The following is a 19,559-nucleotide window of genomic DNA, read 5'->3' as shown; positions in this document are numbered from 1 at the left end:
AGACCTGCTCCCGGAGCCTGCAATTCGAAGTTCGGCCGCCGCCGGCCGCGGGCGGCGCGATAGCCGGGGCGGTGGTTCGACGTCCTGCATCCTCTTCGAGTGTCAGGCCGCCCGGCGTGGCCGTCGGGACCATCGGCCGCAGTCGGAGTACCTGCCGACCGACCGTGCGAACCGGCCGGACCCGACCGCGCCGGTGATGACCGTGCTGATCGGTGGCCCGTGGCTGCTGGTGCGACCTAGTGCACTGTTCGCGGCGGTGCGCAGCTGTCGAAACAGCGTGATCGGCTCTCTCGGCGGCGGGAGGCAGAAGCAGCAGCCGGCACTCGTGGCCTGCCGGTGGGTCAGTTACCGGGTGCGACGGTGCCGGTCGGGGTGGGCAGGGGCGGTTCTTCGGCGACGTCCGGTGTGGTCACCTCGCCGGTCGTGGGTGCGGCGACCCGGGGCGCGACGGGGGCCTGTGTGGGCGTGGATTCCGCCGGGACGTCTTCCGCCGGGACCGTTTCCGGGTACCCCGGTTCGTCTCCCGCGGCCGGAGGTTCGGCCGGCACCGGGGCCGGAGGTTCGGCGGGCGGGGTCAGGGGTTCACTGGGTGGTGGTGCCAGCGGGGGTTCGACGGGCGGCGGGCCCGCACCCTCGGGCGGAACCGGGTCGATCACCACGGTGGTGACCGGAGACGGTGCGGGCAGCGGGGATTCGGTGTGGGCCGGTTCCAGCGGCGGGCTCGGCAGCGAGGCGGTGGTCCAACCGGGCTCGGCCGGGCCGGCCGGGTCGGGCGTGGCGGACAGGGTGACCCGGCGGGTGGTCTCGCCGGCGGTCGGCTCGGCGCCGGGGCCGGTGGATGCGGTGACCGAGATCCGGTATTCGGGCGGGAGGGTGCGCCGGGGCGGCGGCTCCGGGGCCATCCGCCACGACGGGGACGGCGGTATCAGCACTTTCGCGACACTGGTGGAGGGTTCGCCGGTGAACCCCGCCGGTTCCGCGGCCTGCGGACCGGAGCGGATCGGGGGCGGCGGCACGTAGGTGTCCTCTTGGCCGATTCCGCACGCGCCGATGAGCACCAGCCCGAGGGAAACCGCCCCGGCGGCCGCCAGGGGTCCGGCGACCTTCGTTTTGCTCTCCATCGGTGACGCTCCTGTGATATGTCAGTGGCCCAACCTTAATTCAGCGCGCCGGGGAGAACTAGACCCCCATCTGCTGATCCCCTGGTTACCGGGTGTAGAACGGCGGAGAAAGGGTACGGTTCAGGTATCGAATTGATATCAGCCGCGTGTCGCGGGCTTGTGTCGCGTAACAATCTTCGGGTTGTGGTCGTAGCGTATGTTGCTGAAGTGACGCATGAGGCACCGGTGTTTCTCGGTGACCGTGCACTGAAGTGGTAGGCGCGAAACGATTTCCGGATCGGCGCCATCGAGGAGTAGATGATGGGAGACCAGACCACCACCGACCTGCCGGGCGCGGCGGAGGAATCCGCCGCAGCGGAGGCTTCGGAGCCGGCGGATCCTGTATCGGGTGGTACGGGTGCGACAGTGGGCAGAGTACTGGGCTGGCTGGTCTTCGCCGGTGGGCTCGGTGCGGCGGCCTTCGGGATCGGCACCCTGCACGTGATCATGACCGTGATCGGTCTCATCCTGGCGTGCACCGCGGGGCTGACCCTGTTGAAGTTGCGCGCCGACGGGCCCGGTCCCGAACCCGAGGCGGGTATCGCCGGCTGAGTCGGCGATCGCGGCCCGTTCCTCTTTTCGGCACTCGCGATCCGAGCGGTCGCGCGGGTTCGGGCGGCTGCGATTGCGCACTGAGTGGGACACGTGTCCGATCAGTTTTTCGGACAGCTGTTCACTCCTCCATGTGGCCCGTCGTGGCTCGTTTTCCGGTTGATCGGGCGTTTGCTCGACTTCGGCTTCGTCGGTACTTTGGGCTCCGGTCGGGTGGGATCGGAAGGAAGAGAAGAACATGATCGAAGCCGGGTCCGCGGCCCTGAATCTGGCGAATCTCGTCACGTCCATCGCCGCCAATGTGACCTATCTGCTGCAGGCCTGGGGAGTTCTCTGAGTGTTTGCCGACAGTGTGGCGGTGCGCCCGGCAGGTGCGCCGCCACACTGCGTTCCGGCCGCTCGTTCGTTGCTGATCGCCCCGGGAGACGGCCCGCCGGGCGCGGTGGGCACTGCCCGTGCGGCGTGCGGGCGGATAACGTATGCGCTATCGCGCATCGTCGTATTACCGCCCGAGAGGAGATGCTGTGCCACAGCAGGTTCGAGGTGTCATCGCCCGCAGTTCCGGTGCCCCGGTCGAGCTGGTCCCGATCGTCATACCCGACCCGGGTCCCCGGGACGTGGTGGTGAAGATCCAGGCGTGCGGGGTCTGCCACACCGATCTCACCTACCGCGAAGGCGGGATCAACGACGAGTTCCCGTTCCTGCTCGGCCACGAGGCCGCGGGTGTGGTGGAAACGGTGGGTTCGGCGGTTACCCATGTGGAACCGGGTGATTTCGTCGTCCTGAACTGGCGGGCGGTCTGTGGCCAGTGCCGCGCGTGTAGGCGCGGCCGCCCCTGGTATTGCTTCGACACCTTCAACGCCAGTGTGCCCATGACGCTCGAGGACGGCACCGAACTCACCCCGGCGCTCGGTATCGGCGCCTTCGCCGACAAAACCCTCGTCCACGAGGGACAGTGCACCAAGGTCGATCCGGCGACCGATCCGGCGGTGGCCGGTCTGCTGGGCTGTGGCGTGATGGCGGGTCTGGGCGCGGCAGTGAACACCGGCAATGTCGGCCGCGGCGATTCGGTGGCGGTGCTGGGCTGCGGTGGGGTCGGCGACGCGGCGATCGCCGGCGCCCGGCTGGCCGGCGCGGGCACCATCATCGCGGTGGACACCGACCCCCGGAAACTCGGCTGGGCACGCGAACTCGGCGCGACCCACACCATCGATGCGTCCGCCACCGACGCGGTCGCCGGAATCCAGGACCTCACCGGGGGATTCGGCGCCGATGTGGTGATCGACGCGGTCGGCCGCCCGGAGACCTGGAAGCAGGCGTTCTACGCGCGCGATCTGGCCGGCACCGTGGTGCTGGTCGGGGTGCCGACCCCGGATATGACGCTGGAGATGCCGCTGATCGATTTCTTCAGCCGCGGTGGGGCGCTGAAATCGTCCTGGTACGGGGATTGCCTGCCGGAAAGGGATTTTCCGATGCTGATCGATCTGTACCGGCAGGGCCGGTTGCCGCTGGACAAGTTCGTGACCGAGCGGATCGGGCTGGACGCGGTGGAGCAGGCCTTCCACACCATGCACGGTGGACAGGTCCTGCGCTCGGTGGTGGTCCTGTGACGGCCCGGGTCGAACGGATCGTCACCGAGGGGCAGTTCTGCCTCGACGGCGGCTGCTGGGATGTGGCGAACAATATCTGGCTCGTCGGCGACGACAACGAAGTACTGATCATCGACGCCGCGCACGACGCGCAGCCGATTCTCGGCGCCGTGGCCGGGCGCCGGGTGACCGCCGTAGTGTGCACGCACGCGCACAACGATCACGTCACCGTGGCGCCCACCTTGTCGGCGGCGACGGGTGCGCCGATCTTCCTGCATCCCGACGACGATGTGCTCTGGCAGCAGACCCATCCCGGCGTGGAGTACCGGCCGCTGGCCGACGGTGAGGTGTTCCGGGTCGGTGGCGCGGAACTACGGGTCCTGCACACGCCGGGGCATTCACCGGGGTCGTGCTGCCTGTACTCCGCGGCGAGCGGTGAGGTCTTCAGCGGCGATACGTTGTTCGAGGGCGGCCCCGGCGCGACGGGCCGGTCCTATTCCGACTATCCGACCATCCTCGCCTCCATCAACGAGCGACTGTTCGCGCTACCCGAGCAGACGGTGGTCCACACCGGGCACGGACCCGACACCACCCTCGGCGCCGAGCGGGCAAATGTGCCCGCGCAGGCCTGAGAAGTACGCAGTTTGCCGAGACGGCGGCATCCGCACCGGTTGCCGCCGTTCGTGTCCGTGGACTCGGGCGGCAGTGCGCGACCCGGAGTCGTCGGTATGATCCATCCCGATGCCAGGTCGGCCCCGCCGAGCGGATCGGACTTGCGGGCGTCTCGGGGTCGGCGCCCGCCTACGCCGACGTTCTTCCTCGCAGGCATGGAGGGGGTCCGGTGAATCCGGGCGCGATATCCGTTCGGGACCGCAGGAACCGTCAGGTGGTGCGGGGTACCAGCACGAACACCGGGATACGGCGTTCGGTCCACGACTGGTAGTTGTCGAAATCCGCGTACAGTTCGAGCAGTTTCGGCCACAGCCGGTCGCGTTCGGCGTCGTCGGCGAGGCGTGCTCGTACCGGGATCCGGTCTTTGCCGATCTGCACGGTGGTATCCGGGGCCGCGACGAGGTTGTGGTACCACTGCGGGTTCTTCGGCATCCCGCCCTGCGAGGCGACCACGATGATGTTCGCGTCGTCGCGCAGGAACAGCAGCGGCACTGTGAACTGCTTACCGGATTTGCGGCCGGTGTGTTCCAGCAGCAGCGTGGGCACCGGTTTGCGGAAACCCGCCCCGACGCGCCAGGTGCCGCCGACGCGGCCCCCGGTTTTCCGATAGGTCCAGGTATTCACCTTGGACATGTACTTGATGACGGTCTGCACCAAGGGCGAGTCGAGCTGTTTGGGGCGGTTGTTCATAGTTACTCCAAGCTCCGATGCTCAGCGCAGGATCAACAGCGCGGATTTCTCGATGAGGTCGGCGATATCGGCGTAGGAGGCATAGCCCATACCGGCCCGGACGAGTGCGCCCGCGTAGACCAGTTCCAGCGAGACGACCACCTCCGGGTCCGGATCGGGTCCCAGCGCGCGCTCGATCCGGGTGCGGATCTCCAGGCCGATGCGGGCGCGCAGATGGGCCACATCGGGATCGCGGCCGAGCATGGCGCTGGTGACCGCGCCGGAGACCTCTTGGTCGTCGGCGACCAGCATGGCGATGGCACGCAGCTCGGCCACCACCCGGACCGTGGGATCGGGATCCTCGCTGACCGGTGAGGGCGCCGCCACCAGCCGGCGCCAGAAGATCTCGGCGACCAGATGTTCCTTCGACGAAAAATAGGTGTACGCGGTGGCGGTGCCGACCCCGGCCGCGGCGGCGACCATCCGGATGGTCATTCCCGCGAACCCCTCGCGGGTCAGCACCTCCACCGCGGCCTTCGTCAGTTTGTCGACCGTATCGGCCTGTTTCGCGGACAGCCGCCGACGGGTCGCCTCCACGACGACGGGTTCACCTTCGGACATGTGTCTAAAGGTACCGTTCAGTTCTTCGCGGCCGTAATCCCGGCCCGGCGGCCGTAGAAACTGCCGTCACCCAGCGAGGTCCCGCTGGCGTATCCGCCCGCGCAGACACCGGAGGTGCAGCGACCGGCGGCGAACAGTCCGGGGATGGGTTCGCCGTTCACGTGCAGGACCCGGGAATCCAGATCGGTACGCAGACCGCCCAGGGTGAATCCCGCGGTGAAGCCGCGCATATCGAATGCGGCGAAGGGGCCCTCCAGCGGTTTCGTCCACTCCGCCTTCTTGCCCAGCAGCGGGTCCTGGCCGTTCGCGGCATGCTTGTTGTACAGCTCGACCGTGGTCTGCAGGGCCAGTTCGGGCAGGCCGATATCGGATTCGAGTTCGGCGATCGTCTCCGCCGCCCAGGTCGGCGGCTGGCGGAAGAACGGGGTGGAGGTCTCGGTGGTCAGCGATTCCTCGTAGGCGGCCTCGCCGATGATCAGGAACGCCTGGTTCTCCTGGTGGAACAGGGTCATCTGCCCGATCCGGCCGGGGTAGGTGTCCTCGGGGACGTACCGCTGGCCGCGGCCGTTCACCAGGATGCCGCGCGCCATCATCTGCGGATCACCGAAGAACGCGACCTCGGTGGCGTCCATATGGGCCAGATCGGCGCCGAGCGCCTGCGCGATCCGGATGGCGATCCCGTCGTGTTCCTCGATGGCGGCGCCCGGGCGGCCGATGAGCCGCGGCGCGAAGCCCTCGATCATCTGGTCGTGGTAGGCGAAACTGCCGGTGGCCAGGACGACTCCGCGCTCGGCTCGGATGGTCAGTTCCTTGCCGTACTGTTTGGCGACCACTCCGACGACCCGGTCGCCGTCGACGATCAGGCGCTGGATCCGGGTGTCGTAAACGGCTGCGACACCGAGCTTCTCGGCGGTTTCGGCCAGCGGTTTCATCAGCATGTAGCCGCCGCCCTTGGAGCCGGTCCGCTTATTGCTCATCTGCGGGACGTGGCCGCGCGGAGCGGGGTCGGCGACGGTGTTGAACGGGGCCGCGTTCTCCCCGCCGGAATACATCAGTCCCTCGTCGTGCGGGGGTTCCCAGCCGGGTTCGCCCCAGAATTCCGCTTTGAAGGGCACGCCGTTGGCGACCAGCCATTCGTAGTGCTCGACACTGCCGCGGCAGTAGTCGGCGATCTTCGCGCGGTCCACCCCCGGACCCAGCGCGGCGACCATGAACTTCTCCATGTTCTCCGGGCTGTCCGCGAAACCGAGTGCCTTCTGCAACGGCGTGCCGCCACCGAGGTAGATGAAACCGCCGGCCAGCGCCGCCGCACCGCCCCAGCCGCTGGTGCGTTCCAGGATCAACACATTCGACCCGGCGCGCGCCGCCTCGATCGCGGCGCAGACACCGGCGATCCCGTAGCCGGCCACGACCACATCGGCGGTCCGGTCCCACTCGGTGACCTCGGCGGAGGGTATTGGTCGGAGAGAGGTGGCGTCGGCCATTATTCGGATTCCTTACTGTCGTTCTGCGCGCCGGCTGCCGGGGCCCCCGGGGCGGCCTGCTGTGCGGCGATGGTGGCACGTCCCGGTGCGTGGGTGGAGTGGCCGTCCCGCTCAGCGGTGGGGGTGTCTTGCGGGGCGGCGGTGGCTCCATGCCGTGCGGCGGCGATCTCGCCCTGCCCGACGCCCAGCCCCGCGCCGAGGCGCGTCAGCGCCAGCGCGGCCAGGGGCAGCTCGGTATCGACCCGCTCGCCGAGGTCGAGAGCCAGGGACAGATCCTTCTCCCCGAGCTCCCGGACATGGGTGAGGATCGGCAGCCAGAAATCGCCCTCCGCGATGGGGGCGGTGGTATCGCGCAGCATGATCGAACCCGCCCCGCCGGTCACCGCGTCGGAATGGCGGACCACCTTGCCCAGCGCGGTGATATCGAGCCCGGCGGCCTCGGCCAGCCGCTGTGCCTCGGTGGCGGCGGTGAACGAGATGAAATGCAGCAGGTTGCGGGCCAGCTTCATGCGGGTGCCGGCCCCGATCTCACCGGCGTGCACCACCAGATCGGCGAAGCAGCCGAAGGGTTCGCGCACCGCCGCGACGGCGTCGGCGCTGCCGCCGATCATCACGGCCAGCCGGCCGCTGTTCGCGCCCGCGGCGCCGCCGCTGATCGGGGCATCGACCAGGTGCACGCCGCGTTCGGCGCAGAGCCGGGCGAATTCCACCGCGGACTCGTCGCCGATGGTGGAGTGCACGGCCACCACCGTGCCCGGCGCGGCGGTGCTCAATACCCCGTGCTCGCCGGTGAGTACGGCGCGGACCTGCCGGTCGTTCACCACCGCGATACTGATGACCCCGCATTTCGCGGCCAGTTCGGCCGCGGTGGCGGCGGCCTCGGCGCCCGCGGCGGTGAACGGTTCCACCGCCTCGGGCCGGGTATCGCAGACGGTGAGACCGCCGGACCAGTCCAGCAGTTTCTTCGCCATCGGCGCGCCCATATCGCCCAGGCCGATGAAACCGACCCGGGTGCTGCCGGCGGAGTCCGCGCTCACTACCGGATCACCTGGCCGCCGTCGACGCAGAAGATCTGCCCGGTGACCCAGGAGGCGTCGTCGGAGAGCAGGTAGAGCAGGGCGCCGGCCATATCGTCGGGTGTGCCCATCCGCTTGAGCGGCAACCGGTTCACCATATCCTTGACCATGCTCGCGGGCGTGGTGGTCTTGGTGGCCTCGGTATCGGTGGGCCCCGGGGCGATCGCGTTGACCCGGATATTCGAGCCGCCGAGTTCGGTGGCCAGCTGCTGGGTGAGTCCGTTGATCCCGACCTTCGCCAGACCGTAGAAGCCGGAGTACACCCAGGCCGCCGTGGAGGACTGGTTGACGATCGAACCGCCGCCGTTGGCCGCCATGTTCTCCCAGACCGCGCGGGTCATCACGAGCGCGCCGTCCAGGTTCACCGACATGAACTTCTTGTAGTAGTCCCAGGGCACGGTGAGCAGCAGATCGAGTTTCATCCCGCCGTAGATGGCGGCGTTGTTGACCAGATGGTCGATCCTGCCGTACTTCTCGACGGTGAAATCTGCCAGGGCCTTGGCCGATTCGGGATCCGAGACGTCGACGGTGTGGAACGACGCGGTACCGCCGTCGGCCACGATCTTCTCGGCGACGGCGGTACCGCCCTCTTCGTTCAGATCCGCGACGACGACCGACGCGCCCTCGGCGGCCAGCGCCTGCGCGTAGACCTCGCCGATACCGCGGGCGGCGCCGGTGACGATGGCGGTCCTACCGGTGAAACGAGCCATGGGATGAGCTCCTCGTTGATCGGGAAAGCATGGTCGGAAAAGGTTCCGCTGCCGGGGGCCGGCCGCGCGACTACTGCGCGGTGGCGACGAGTTTGGTCTCCAGGTACTCCTCGAAGCCGGCGACGCCCATCTCGCGGCCGATACCGGACTGTTTGTAGCCACCGAAGGGCGCGTCGGCGCTGTACCACATACCGCCGTTGACGCCGAGCGTGCCGGTGCGTACCCGGTCGGTGACCCGGCGGATCCGCTCGGGGTCGTTACCCCACACCGCGCCGGACAGGCCGTAGGGGGAATCGTTGGCGATCCGGACGGCGTCGTCGTCGCCGTCGTAGGGGAGGACCACCAGGACCGGGCCGAAGATCTCCTCCTGGGCGGCCTTGGCGCTGTTGTCCAGGTCGGCGATGACGGTGGGTTCGACGTAGAAACCGCGGTCGTGTTCGGCCGGGCGGCCGCCGCCGGCCACGATCCGGCCGCCGTCGGCGCGGGCGCTGTCGATATAGCCGAGTACCCGGGTGCGCTGGCGGTCGGAGATCACCGGACCGCAGACGGTGCCGGGGTTCGTCGGATCGCCGGGACGGATACCGCGCATGGTGTTCGCGGCGGCCTCCAACGCTTCCTCGTATTTGTGCCGCGGTACCAGCAGGCGCGTGGACAGGGCGCAGCCCTGGCCGGCGTGGACACACAGCGAGAAACCGGCGTAGCCCACCGCGGTGGCGAGGTCGGCGTCGTCGAGCACGATGAATGCCGACTTTCCGCCGAGTTCGAGAAAGGTCTTCTTGAGATTGGCCGCGGCCGACGCCATCACGGCGCGACCGGTGTTGGTGGACCCGGTGAAACTGATCAGGTCGACCCGTGGATCACCGGAGAGCTGTGCGCCGAGGCCGTGATCGGCGGAGGTGACGATATTGACCACCCCGGGCGGGATCTCGGTCTCCTCGGTGATGATCGAGGCCAGCGCCGCCGCGCACCACGGGGTGTCCGGGGCGGGTTTGAGGACGACGGTGTTGCCGGCGGCCAGCGCCGGGCCCAATTTCGCGAAATTGATCTGGTGCGGGAAGTTCCACGGGGTGATCGCGCCGACCACGCCGACCGCTTCGCGGCGCAGCGCCCGGTGGGTGCTGATGCCCATCGGCGCGGCCACACCGAGTTCGGTTTCCCATTCGTAGTTCGCGGCCAGCCGGGTGGCGAAGCTCAGGTCCTCGACGGGTCCGTCGAGCTGGGGTCCACTGGTGAACATGATCGGCGCGCCCACCTCGGCGACGGTGATCTCCCGCAGCTCCTCCGCGTGCGCCTTCAGACCGGCCTGCAATTGCTCCAGGCAGCGCACCCGGAACGCGTGGTCCCGGGACCAGTCGGTGTCGTCGAAGGCGGTGCGGGCGGCGGCGATGGCGGCGTTCATATCGGCGGCGTCCGCGTCGGCCGCGGTGCCGATGACCTCTTCGGTCGCCGGGTTCACATTCTCGAACACGCCGTTGCCGCCGGGCACGAGGCTGCCGCCGATCAGCAGTCGAGAACTGTCGCCGGGCAGAAGACTGTTCATGAAAGACCCCAATACTGTCTGGACAGGTGTATGGAATATAGTCCGGACTCTTTCTCGAGTGCAAGAACGGGTTCTATCGTTCAGTGCTCCGTGCTGATCGTGCCGCAAACTCGGCGGGATCGGCGGTTGTGGGCCGGATTGCCGGCGCTCGCGGCTGTGGCCGCGCTTCTGAGCAGTCGATTCCCGTACGATCATTGTCGCGGAGGCGCGCCGCTGGTACCGTCCAGACACATGTCCAGCTATGTGTCTCTCCCCGGCGGCCGATCGGTCGCGCCCGGCGAGAACTCGTTATCGAAACAGAGGTGGGTCCGATGACGGCCGCATCGTTGGAGCCGGTGGCGTTCGATCCCTACGACTACGTCTTCCACGAAGACCCGTACCCGGTCTACGCCCGGCTGCGCGCGGAGGCGCCGCTCTACTACAACGCCGAACTCGACTTCTACGCGCTGTCGCGGCACGCGGATGTCACCGCGGGATTCCGCAACGCCGCCGCACTGTCGAATGCCAACGGCGTCTCGCTCGACCCCGCGGCCTGGGGTCCGCACGCGCACAAGACCATGTCGTTCCTCGCCATGGACGACCCCCGGCATATGCGAATGCGCAAGCTGGTGTTCAAAGGTTTCACCCCCAAGCGGGTGGCCGATATGGAGACCCGCATCCGGGAGCTGACGCTGGAATACCTGGAACCGGCGCTCGAGCGGGGCGAATTCGACTGGATCCAGGACTTCGCGGGCAAACTGCCGATGGACGTCATCTCCGAGCTGATGGGGGTACCGGCCGCCGACCGCGACGAGATCCGCCATATGGCCGATATGGTCATGCATCGCGAGGACGGGGTGACCGATGTCCCGGATTCGGCGATCGAGGCCTCGCTGAACCTGGTGGTCTACTACTCGGACATGGTCGCGCAGCGCCGGGAGAAGCCCACCGACGACCTCACCTCCGCGCTGCTCGGCGCCGAGATCGACGGAGACCGGCTCACCGACGACGAGATCATCGGCTTCATGTTCCTGATGGTGGTGGCCGGGAACGAGACCACCACCAAACTGCTGGGCAACGCCCTGTACTGGGCCGGCCACAACCCGGCGGAATACGCCAAGGTCGCCGCCGATCCGGAGCGGGTCCCGGACTGGGTCGAGGAGACCCTGCGCTACGACACCTCGAGCCAGATCGTCGCGCGGACCGCCACCGAGGATCTGGAGTACCACGGCCGGGTCGTCCCGGCGGGGTCCAAGGTGCTGCTGCTGATCGGTTCGGCCAACCGGGACGGCGAGGTCTTCGACAATGCCGACAGCTACGACCTGGACCGCGCCGAGAAGGGCAATCTGGCCAGCTTCGGCGCCGGTGTGCACTTCTGCCTCGGCGCCCATCTGGCCCGCCTGGAAGCGACGGTCGCCCTGCGCGAATTCGCCGCGCGGGTGAAGTCCTACCGGGTGCGCGAGGACGAATTCGTCCGCGTCCACTCGTCCAATGTGCGGGGCTTCGCCAAGCTCCCGATCTCCGTGGAGGTGCGGTAATGCCCCGGTTCGACCCCCATCCCGAGAAGCGGCCGACCATCGTGGCCGGCGCGTCGTCGGGTATCGGCGCCGCCACCGCCGTGGAGTTGGCCGCGCAGGGCCATCCGGTGGCGCTCGGCGCGCGCCGGGTGGAGATCCTGGAAGAACTGGCCGGGAAGATCCGGGCCGACGGCGGTACCGCGTTCGCCCACCGCCTCGATGTGACCGACCAGGCCTCGGTGGACGAATTCGTCGCCGCGGCCGAGGCGGCCATCGGGCCCACCGAGATCCTGGTCTCCGGGGCCGGTGATATCGAATTCGGCCTCATCCAGGACATGGACCCGGCCGATTTCGCGCATCAGGTGCAGATCCATCTGATCGGCGCGCACCGGATGGCCCATGCGGTGCTGCCCGGCATGCTGGCCCGCCGGCGCGGCGACGTGGTGCTCATCAGTTCCGACTGCGCGCCGCTGCCGCGGCCGTGGAACGGGGCCTACAGCGCCGCCAAGGCCGGAGTCGAGGCGATGGTGCAGCAGCTGCGGATGGAACTCGAGGGCACCGGTATCCGGGCCTCGCTGGTCCGGCCCGGACCGACCGTCACCGGGATGGGGATGAACGCCTCGCCCGAGGTGGTGGGGCCGCTGCTGGAGTCCTGGCAGGCCTGGGGGCTGGCGCGGCATCCGTACATGTTGCGTGCCTCCGATCTGGCCCGGGCGGTGTCCGCGGTCGTCGGCACCCCGCGAGGTGCCCATCTCGTGCTGGTCGAGGTGCAACCGGAAGCGCCGCTGCGACCGCTCCCGGAAGATGGAAAGGACTCCTGATGACAACCGCACTGCCCCCGGGTTTCGATTTCACCGACCCCGCACTGTGGGCCGATCGCAGTCCGGTCGAGGAATTCGCGCTCCTGCGCCGGACGGCGCCGGTGTGGTGGAACGCCCAATCCGACGAGACCTCGGGTGGTTTCAACGACGGCGGCTACTGGGTGGTCAGCACACTGGAGGACGTCAAGGAGCTGTCCCGCAACCCGGAGTTGTACTCCTCGCAGCAGAAGGGGTCCATCGTCCGGTTGCCCGGCGATATCACCCCCGATCAGATGCAGCTCACCGAAGCGCTGCTGGTGAACATGGATCCCCCGAAGCATTCCAAGGTGCGGCGGATCATCTCCAAAGGTTTCACCCCGCGGGCGGTGGAGGGTTTGCGCGCGGCCCTCACCGAGCGCGCGCACCGCATCGTGCACGAGGCGAAGAAGAGCGGCGGTGGCGATTTCGTCACCCAGGTCGCCTGCGAACTGCCCCTGCAGGCGATCGCCGAACTGCTCGGGGTCCCGCAGGAGGACCGGCGCAAGGTGTTCGACTGGTCGAACCAGATGCTCAACTACGACGATCCCGAATACGGCGACCCGACCGTGGCCTCGGCGGAGATCCTCGGCTACGCCTGGAACATGGCCGAACAGCGGCGGTCGTGTCCGGCCGACGATATCGTGACCCAGCTGGTCGATGCCGATGTCGACGGGGAGGGGCTGGCCTCCGACGAGTTCGGGTTCTTCGTCATCCTGCTCGCGGTGGCCGGTAACGAGACCACTCGCAATGCCATCACCCACGGGATGAAGGCGTTCGTGGACAACCCGGAACAGTGGGCGCTGTACCGGGAGCAGCGGCCCCGGACCGCCCCGGACGAGATTGTGCGCTGGGCCACTCCGGTGACCGCGTTCCAGCGCACCGCCACCGCCGATCACGTCCTGGGCGGACAGGAGATCAAGAAGGGGCAGCGCCTCGGATTGTTCTACAGCTCGGCCAATTTCGACGAAGAAGGGTTCGACGAGCCGTTCACCTTCGATATCCTGCGCGATCCGAATCCGCATGTCGGATTCGGCGGTACCGGCACCCATTACTGTGTGGGCGCCAATCTGGCCCGGCTGGAAATCGACCTGATGTTCAATGCGATCGCCGATGCCATGCCCGACCTGGAATCCGTTTCCGATCCGGTACGGTTGCGATCGGGGTGGATCAACGGAATCAAGAGTTGGCAGGTGCGGTACGAATGAACGTTCGGGATATTCCGGTGAACACGCTGTCGGGTTCGGCGTCCACGCTCGGTGAGCTGGTCGGCGACCGGGTGGTGCTGCTGGTCAACGTCGCGTCGAAATGCGGTCTCACCCCGCAGTACACCGGATTGGTCGAACTGCAGAAGAGCTACGGCGACCGCGGTTTCAGTGTGGTCGGTGTGCCGTGCAACCAGTTCATGGGGCAGGAGCCGGGCAGCGCCGAGGAGATCCAGCAGTTCTGTTCCACCACCTACGGTGTGGACTTCCCCCTGTTGGAGAAGGTCGAGGTGAACGGCGACGGCCGGCATCCGCTGTACCGGGAGATCATCGAAACCCCCGACGCCGAGGGTGCGGCCGGTGATGTGCAGTGGAACTTCGAGAAGTTCCTGATCGACCGGGACGGCAGTGTGGTGGGGCGTTTCCGGCCCACCACCACACCGGATGCGGACACGCTGGTCGCGGCGATCGAGAAAGCGCTGTAACCGATGCCGTAACGGCTTATGATCGAGGCCCGCTCACCCAGTTGTGAGCGGGCCTTTTTCACTTTCTACCTGCGAGAACAGCGTGATACGGCGCAATCCGGACGTGATCGGTGAAAACCGCCCGCCCAGATTGAATCGGCCATAACATGGACAACTGTCTGGACATAAATCCGGTTCAGTTCGGCACGCCGGGGTGCCGAACGGCTCGAGGCAGGTGAGTGGTGGTACCGATACACAATCGGTCCGATCGGCCGACAACGACACTGCACAAGGTCTGGGCCGTCGTGCGGTACAAGCTCGCGGCACTGGGGATGGTGCTGGTCATCGCCCTGGCCGTGGTCTTCTCGCTGGTCATGTTCTTCGGCGGGTTCACGCCGAAGGAACCGGTGTCGGTCGTGGTCCCGCGCAGCGGGCTGGTGATGGATCCCGACGCCAAGGTGAAATTCCGGGGCGCGGAGGTCGGCCGGGTCGGCAAGATCGAATCCGGTAACGGGGAGGTCCGCCTCGAACTCGATATGAACCCGGACCTGATGCGTCTGGTCCCTGGTAACGCCGGGGTCGATATTCGCTCCACCACGGTGTTCGGCGCCAAATACGTGAACTTCGTGGAACCGGCCCAGCCCGCCGGCCGCCTGCAACCGGGCCAGGTCCTGCGCGGCGAATCGGTGACCGTCGAATTCAACACGCTGTTCGAGCGGCTCACCGAAGTCCTGAACATGGTCGAACCGACGAAACTGAACGCCACGCTCACCGCGCTCGGTACCGCACTCCAGGGGCGCGGCGAGCGACTCGGCGATCTGCTGGTGAACGCGGACCGGCTGTTACGCGAGATCAATCCGAGCATCCCCGCGCTCCAGCACGATTTCCAGGCCACCGCCGCGGTGACGAACCTCTACGCCGATACCGCGCCGGATCTGCTGCGCACGGTGGACAATGCCACCACCCTGAGTCATACGCTCACCGACAACGAGCAGAGCTTCGACGCCTTGCTGCTGGATACGATCGGCCTGTCCGATACCACCGGCGCGGTCCTGACCGAGAACGAACAGAACCTGGCCACCGCGCTGGACCTGCTCCGGCCCACCACCGAACTGCTCGACGCCTACAAACCTTCCCTGGACTGCGTCATTCGCGGTCTGGCCAAAGCGATGCCGCTGGCCGACGACCTGATGGGCGGCCGCAACCCGGGCGCCTCGTTCAACGCCAGCTTCATGTACGGGGCCGAGGCCTACCAGTACCCGAACGATCTACCCAAGGTGAACGCCACCGGCGGGCCGCGCTGCGCGGGCGTCCTGGACCGGGTGCCGGGCAGCCACTCCGATTACGTGGTCACCGACACCTCGGAGGTCAATCCGTTCATCCCGTCCACCCGGATCTATCAGAACCATCCGACCGTGTTCGAGTTCCTCTTCGCCGGTATGCCCGGTATGCGCTGAGTCCGCGCCGGGCCACCTTCCGTCGCGGTGCCGGCCGTTCTGCAGTGCGGGTTCGCTGGCTCCTGTCAGGAGCCGTTCTCGGGCTGCCCCGGCCCGGGACGGACGCACATCACGCCGCCGCAGGGCTTGTCACTGAGGCTCGCGGGGGTGGGATGGACCGTCGGCCGGCGGTGCGCGGGGGCGCGGAGTTCGTGGCGGTTGCGGTCCCGTGGGCCGCGGGCAGTACGACGTCGTTTCACCGCGCGACCTCCGCAGCGCCGCCACGAGGGGTCCGGACCCGGTCCGCGACACCGGCCCCGCAATCGGCCGGGAAGGCCCCGGTAGCGCCCGGTGCCGTAGAGGGCGAACCTGTCGGTGGCCAGTAGTTCATGGCCCCCAGTCTGGCGGATGCCCCCGTGGCCGGTCGCACCCGGGTTTGCCCCACGGACCTCGGCGCTCGCCGCGGCCGCGGGGCCTACCGGCTCACGAGGCCAGCGCGCGCGGTGCCTCGACCACCGAGTAGTGACCGGCGTCACCGGTGATGACGGTGCTCGGCCGGCCGTCGACACCCACCGGGATATCACCGGCAAGGGTGATCCGGGTCAGCCGGCGCGGCTGTCCGTCGTAATCGTTGACCGCGTAGTGCTGGGTGGCGCGGTTGTCCCAGATCGCGACATCACCGAGCTGCCAATCCCAGCGCACCGTGTGCTCCAGCCGGATCACCCGGTCCTGGAGGATCCGGAACAGCGCCTGTGATTCGGTGGTCGAGAAACCGGCGAAGTTCCGCACGAAATGACCGAGCAGCAGCGCGCGCTCGCCGCTCTCCGGATGGACCCGCACCACCGGGTGCTCGGTTTCGTAGAGCGAGGACTCGAACTCGGCGCGGTGCTCCTTGGTCTTCTCGTCCGGGTGCTCACCGTGGCGGCCCACATAGTCGTAGACATTGGTGTGCACCGCCCGCAGGTTCTCCGCCAGCAGCCGCAGCGGCTCGGGCAGCGAATCGTAGGCGGCCACAGTGGAGGCCCAGGTGGTGGAACCGCCGTAGGGCGGCAGGGTCACCGCCCGCAGGATCGACGCCTTCGGGATACGGTCCACGAACGTGACATCGGTGTGCCAGCTGTTGGCGCTGCCGTACTCGGAGTCGATGGCCAGGGTCTTCTCGCCGTGCGAGGTGACCGTCGGATGCGGGGTGGTCGGGCTGCCGAGCAGTTCGGCGAACTCGTACTGGCCGTCCTCGGTGAGCTGGTCCTGGCCGCGGAAGAAGATCACCTTGTGTTCCACCAGCGCCTTACGAATGGCTTCGACGGCCGCCGGACCGAGGTCACCGCCCAGCCGCACCCCGTCGATACGCGCTCCGATCCTGGACCCGAGCTTGACCACGGTGGGGAGGGTGGCGGGGGTGGCGTTTTCGGATGTCATGAGCACCTCACGGATCGAGAGCGGAATCGTTCGCCTCTCGAGCACACCACCGAGCCCCGGCACCGAACAGGATTGCGGTCGCACTGATCACAACGCTGCGCCACCAGGTCTCGGGGTGTGTTGTGCTTATTTCGGGGTTGCCTGCGGACGCGCACGGCCGGAGCGAAGGCGGAGGTACGCATAACGCGCACGGCCGGAGCGAAGGCGGAGGTACGCCTAACCCAGATGTTCGCGCAGATAGGCCAGATCGTCGGCGATACCCTCGGCGGGGGTCTCCAGCACCACCGGCGCGTCGGCGGTCCGGCACACCTCGGTGAGCAGGTCCGGATCGATGGTGCCCTCGGCGAAATTGGCATGCCGGTCCGCGCCCGAATCGAACGCGTCCCGGGAGGAGTTGAGGTGCACCAGATCGATCCGGCCCGTGATGCCCCGGATCCGCTCCACCACGCCGACCAGATGTTCCCCGCCCGCCCAGGCGTGACAGGTATCGAGGCAGAACCCGGCCCCGTATTCGCCGACCGCATCCCAGAGGCGGGCGATATTGTCGAAATGCCGGGCCATGGCGTGGTTGCCGCCGGCGGTGTTCTCGATCAGGATCGGGACCGCGAAACCGCCCTTGTCCTGCTGGCGCTCGAACAGTTTGCGCCAGTTGACGAAACCGACCTCCATCTCGTCGTCGTTGCGCACATGACCGCCGTGCACGACCAGCCCGAACGCGCCGAGATCGGCCGCCGCCCGCGCCTGCTGGGCCACCGCGTTACGCGAGGGCATCCGCAGCCGGTTGTTGGTGCTGGCCACATTGATCTGATAGGAGGAATGGACCACCACATCGATCGGGCTGGCCAGGATCTGCTCGGTCGCCGGATGCGGTGCGGGTTTGTCCCAGCTCTGCGGATCCACCACGAACAATTGGACGACATCGGCGCCGAGTCGCTCGCCGTACCCGATCGGGTCGCTGTCCGTGCGGACATGTGCTCCAATGCGCATGGCGTCAGACTATCGGCCCGAACCGACAACCGGCTCTCGTGTTGCGCCCGGGCGGTGCGGGAAGATACACCGGAAGACACGCGTACGACCCGACGAGGGGGAATCGGCCATGCTCGAGCCCGGTGACGACTTCGCGGGCTATGCCATCCGGCGGCGGCTGGGCGTCGGCGGTATGGGCATGGTATTCCTCGCCCGGCACCCGCGGCTTCCGCGGCTGGTCGCGCTGAAACTGCTCAACCCGGACCTGTACTCGGACAGGGAGATCCGCCTGCGGTTCGAACGGGAATCCGAACTCGCGGGCCGGCTCGAACATCCCAATATCGTCACCGTCTACGACCGCGGTGCCGAGGGTAAACAGCTCTGGATCTCGATGCAGTACGTGCCGGGTTCGGATGCCTCGCTGGTGGATCTGCACGTCCTCGATCCCCGGCGGGCCGTCCAGATCGTCGCCGATACCGGGATCGCCCTGGACTTCGCCCACGCCAACGGAGTGCTGCACCGGGATGTGAAACCGGGCAACATCCTGCTCGCGAAGCCGCCCATCGGGCAGCCGGAACGGGTGCTGCTCACCGATTTCGGGATCGCGGGGGTGCGCGACGCCGAAACCACCATCGCCGCGGCGGACACCATCACCGCGACCCTGGCCTATGCCGCACCCGAACAGCTGACCGGCGCGAAACTCGATCACCGCGGCGACCAGTACTCACTGGCCTGCACCCTGTTCTGGCTGCTCACCGGGTCGGGGCCGTATCGCGGCAACAATCCGGCCGAGCTCATCCAGGCTCATCTGACCGCACCGGTGCCCCGGCTCACCCGGATCCGGCCCGGGCTGCCCCCGGGGCTCGACGAGGTCCTCGCGCGGGCCCTGGCCAAGAATCCCGCCGACCGGTTCCTCAGCTGTACCGAATTCGCGACGGCCGCCGCGCGCACACTGCGCCCGCCGGGACCACGTGGCGGGCCGCCGGGGGTCAGATTACGGCCCGCCCAGCGGTATCCGGCGCCGACCGGACCCGCACCGGGGTACGGATCGGGAGAGTTCCGGCAGCCCGGAACGCGGGGCGTGCCGGCGTATCCCTCCACCGAACACCGCCGCCCCGGTCCGCCGCCGCCGAGGTATCCGTCCACCGAGTACCCGCATCCGGGCGGGGCCCCGCCCTACCGGTCCGCCGAATACCGGCAGCCCGGGCCGCCCCCCGGACCCGGCGGTCACCGGCCCCCCGCCGGACCACAACCGGGTTCGGCCGAGTTCCGGCAGCCGGGCCCCGATGCCCGGCACGCGCCCGACACCGCCTCCCCGGCGGATGAACGGGCCACCCGCCCCGACCGGGCGCACCGTTCGAGTTCGGCCGAACCGGCGATGATCGATCTGCCCGGATTTCGCAACCGTCCCGGGATGACCCCGCCGGTGGCCCAACCTCCCCGGCCGCCCCGGGATCCGGGCGCGACGCCGTAGCGCCGGGATCCCGGGTATCCGCGGTGGGTCGGCCCGGCACCGGCAGTCCTGCGGCGAGCCGGTAGCGCGGTCTCGCTGTAGCGACCGTGTTGCGGCTGCGTATGCGGACCGGTGAGAGCCCTCGGCGCTCCATCCACTGCTGCTATGGTTTCGATGATTTCGCGTGCCCGGACCGCTGCGGTCCGGACAC

The 19,559-nt window shown here is 68.2% G+C and carries 18 protein-coding genes; 9 read left to right on the top strand and 9 right to left on the bottom strand.

What is annotated here, in order from left to right; genetic code table 11:
- Positions 1-341 precede the first annotated feature (341 nt).
- Positions 342-1,121, bottom strand: a complete 780-nt coding sequence (locus tag IG75_RS0124210) for a hypothetical protein (protein ID WP_030523299.1) — start codon at positions 1,119-1,121, stop codon at positions 342-344.
- A 300-nt stretch (positions 1,122-1,421) separates the two neighbouring features.
- On the opposite strand from IG75_RS0124210, the gene IG75_RS40400 reads away from it, so the two are divergent.
- From IG75_RS40400 to IG75_RS0124190, 3 genes are all read left to right on the top strand, one after another.
- Entirely contained in the window at positions 1,422-1,712 is a 291-nt protein-coding gene (locus tag IG75_RS40400; RefSeq protein WP_245713261.1) for a hypothetical protein, read from the top strand.
- A 524-nt stretch (positions 1,713-2,236) separates the two neighbouring features.
- Positions 2,237-3,322, top strand: a complete 1,086-nt coding sequence (locus IG75_RS0124195; RefSeq protein ID WP_030523300.1) for an S-(hydroxymethyl)mycothiol dehydrogenase — start codon at positions 2,237-2,239, stop codon at positions 3,320-3,322.
- A complete protein-coding gene (locus tag IG75_RS0124190) occupies positions 3,319-3,933 on the top strand; it encodes an MBL fold metallo-hydrolase (protein ID WP_030523301.1) in 615 nt (204 codons plus the stop codon). Before IG75_RS0124195 ends, IG75_RS0124190 begins: the two co-directional genes overlap by 4 nt.
- Positions 3,934-4,183: 250 nt before the next feature.
- Here IG75_RS0124190 and IG75_RS0124185 read toward each other — a convergent pair whose 3' ends face one another.
- The 6 genes from IG75_RS0124185 to IG75_RS0124160 all read right to left on the bottom strand — a co-directional run bounded on the left by IG75_RS0124185 (position 4,184) and on the right by IG75_RS0124160 (position 10,073).
- Positions 4,184-4,663 carry a nitroreductase family deazaflavin-dependent oxidoreductase gene (locus IG75_RS0124185; RefSeq protein ID WP_030523302.1) on the bottom strand — a complete coding sequence of 160 codons (480 nt, stop codon included), beginning with the start codon at positions 4,661-4,663 and terminating at the stop codon, positions 4,184-4,186.
- Between the two features lie 21 nt (positions 4,664-4,684).
- On the bottom strand, positions 4,685-5,263 hold the full coding sequence (locus IG75_RS0124180; RefSeq protein WP_030523303.1) for a TetR/AcrR family transcriptional regulator: 579 nt from the start codon (positions 5,261-5,263) through the stop codon (positions 4,685-4,687).
- A gap of 17 nt (positions 5,264-5,280) precedes the next feature.
- Complete coding sequence (locus IG75_RS0124175) at positions 5,281-6,747, bottom strand: FAD-dependent oxidoreductase (protein ID WP_030523304.1); 1,467 nt, start codon at positions 6,745-6,747, stop codon at positions 5,281-5,283.
- Positions 6,747-7,784, bottom strand: coding sequence for an NAD(P)-dependent oxidoreductase (locus IG75_RS0124170; protein ID WP_307687819.1), 1,038 nt, complete (start codon positions 7,782-7,784; stop codon positions 6,747-6,749). The genes IG75_RS0124175 and IG75_RS0124170 overlap by 1 nt, the downstream gene beginning before the upstream one ends.
- Entirely contained in the window at positions 7,784-8,533 is a 750-nt protein-coding gene (locus tag IG75_RS0124165; RefSeq protein ID WP_030523306.1) for an SDR family oxidoreductase, read from the bottom strand. The genes IG75_RS0124170 and IG75_RS0124165 overlap by 1 nt, the downstream gene beginning before the upstream one ends.
- Positions 8,534-8,603: 70 nt before the next feature.
- Positions 8,604-10,073: an aldehyde dehydrogenase gene (locus IG75_RS0124160; RefSeq protein WP_030523307.1), complete on the bottom strand. Its 1,470-nt coding sequence runs from the start codon at positions 10,071-10,073 to the stop codon at positions 8,604-8,606.
- Positions 10,074-10,384: 311 nt separating this feature from the next.
- Between IG75_RS0124160 and IG75_RS0124155 the strand changes: the two genes are divergently transcribed.
- The 5 genes from IG75_RS0124155 (at position 10,385) to IG75_RS0124135 (ending at position 15,531) form a co-directional block, all read left to right on the top strand.
- Positions 10,385-11,590 carry a cytochrome P450 gene (locus IG75_RS0124155; RefSeq protein ID WP_030523308.1) on the top strand — a complete coding sequence of 402 codons (1,206 nt, stop codon included), beginning with the start codon at positions 10,385-10,387 and terminating at the stop codon, positions 11,588-11,590.
- The gene (locus tag IG75_RS0124150) at positions 11,590-12,390 is read left to right on the top strand and encodes an SDR family oxidoreductase (protein WP_030523309.1); all 801 of its coding nucleotides are present in this window, start codon (positions 11,590-11,592) and stop codon (positions 12,388-12,390) included. Before IG75_RS0124155 ends, IG75_RS0124150 begins: the two co-directional genes overlap by 1 nt.
- Positions 12,390-13,613, top strand: a complete 1,224-nt coding sequence (locus IG75_RS0124145; protein WP_030523310.1) for a cytochrome P450 — start codon at positions 12,390-12,392, stop codon at positions 13,611-13,613. The genes IG75_RS0124150 and IG75_RS0124145 overlap by 1 nt, the downstream gene beginning before the upstream one ends.
- Positions 13,610-14,095, top strand: coding sequence for a glutathione peroxidase (locus tag IG75_RS0124140; RefSeq protein ID WP_030523311.1), 486 nt, complete (start codon positions 13,610-13,612; stop codon positions 14,093-14,095). Before IG75_RS0124145 ends, IG75_RS0124140 begins: the two co-directional genes overlap by 4 nt.
- Before the next feature lie 284 nt (positions 14,096-14,379).
- Complete coding sequence (locus IG75_RS0124135; RefSeq protein WP_030523312.1) at positions 14,380-15,531, top strand: MCE family protein; 1,152 nt, start codon at positions 14,380-14,382, stop codon at positions 15,529-15,531.
- A 462-nt stretch (positions 15,532-15,993) separates the two neighbouring features.
- Here IG75_RS0124135 and IG75_RS0124130 read toward each other — a convergent pair whose 3' ends face one another.
- Together IG75_RS0124130 and IG75_RS0124125 are read right to left on the bottom strand one after the other, a co-directional pair.
- Entirely contained in the window at positions 15,994-16,929 is a 936-nt protein-coding gene (locus IG75_RS0124130; protein WP_036515042.1) for a TauD/TfdA dioxygenase family protein, read from the bottom strand.
- Positions 16,930-17,145: 216 nt separating this feature from the next.
- The gene (locus IG75_RS0124125) at positions 17,146-17,916 is read right to left on the bottom strand and encodes a deoxyribonuclease IV (RefSeq protein WP_030523314.1); all 771 of its coding nucleotides are present in this window, start codon (positions 17,914-17,916) and stop codon (positions 17,146-17,148) included.
- 109 nt (positions 17,917-18,025) lie between these two features.
- Between IG75_RS0124125 and IG75_RS38485 the strand changes: the two genes are divergently transcribed.
- Complete coding sequence (locus IG75_RS38485; protein WP_081877059.1) at positions 18,026-19,369, top strand: serine/threonine-protein kinase; 1,344 nt, start codon at positions 18,026-18,028, stop codon at positions 19,367-19,369.
- Positions 19,370-19,559: the final 190 nt, after the last annotated feature.

It is taken from the genome of Nocardia rhamnosiphila NBRC 108938 (genome assembly GCF_000720425.1).
In the GTDB taxonomy this organism is placed as follows: Bacteria; Actinomycetota; Actinomycetes; order Mycobacteriales; family Mycobacteriaceae; genus Nocardia; species Nocardia rhamnosiphila.
The sequence above is the reverse complement of the archived record's forward strand: the minus strand, read 5'-3'. Positions and strand labels throughout refer to the sequence as shown.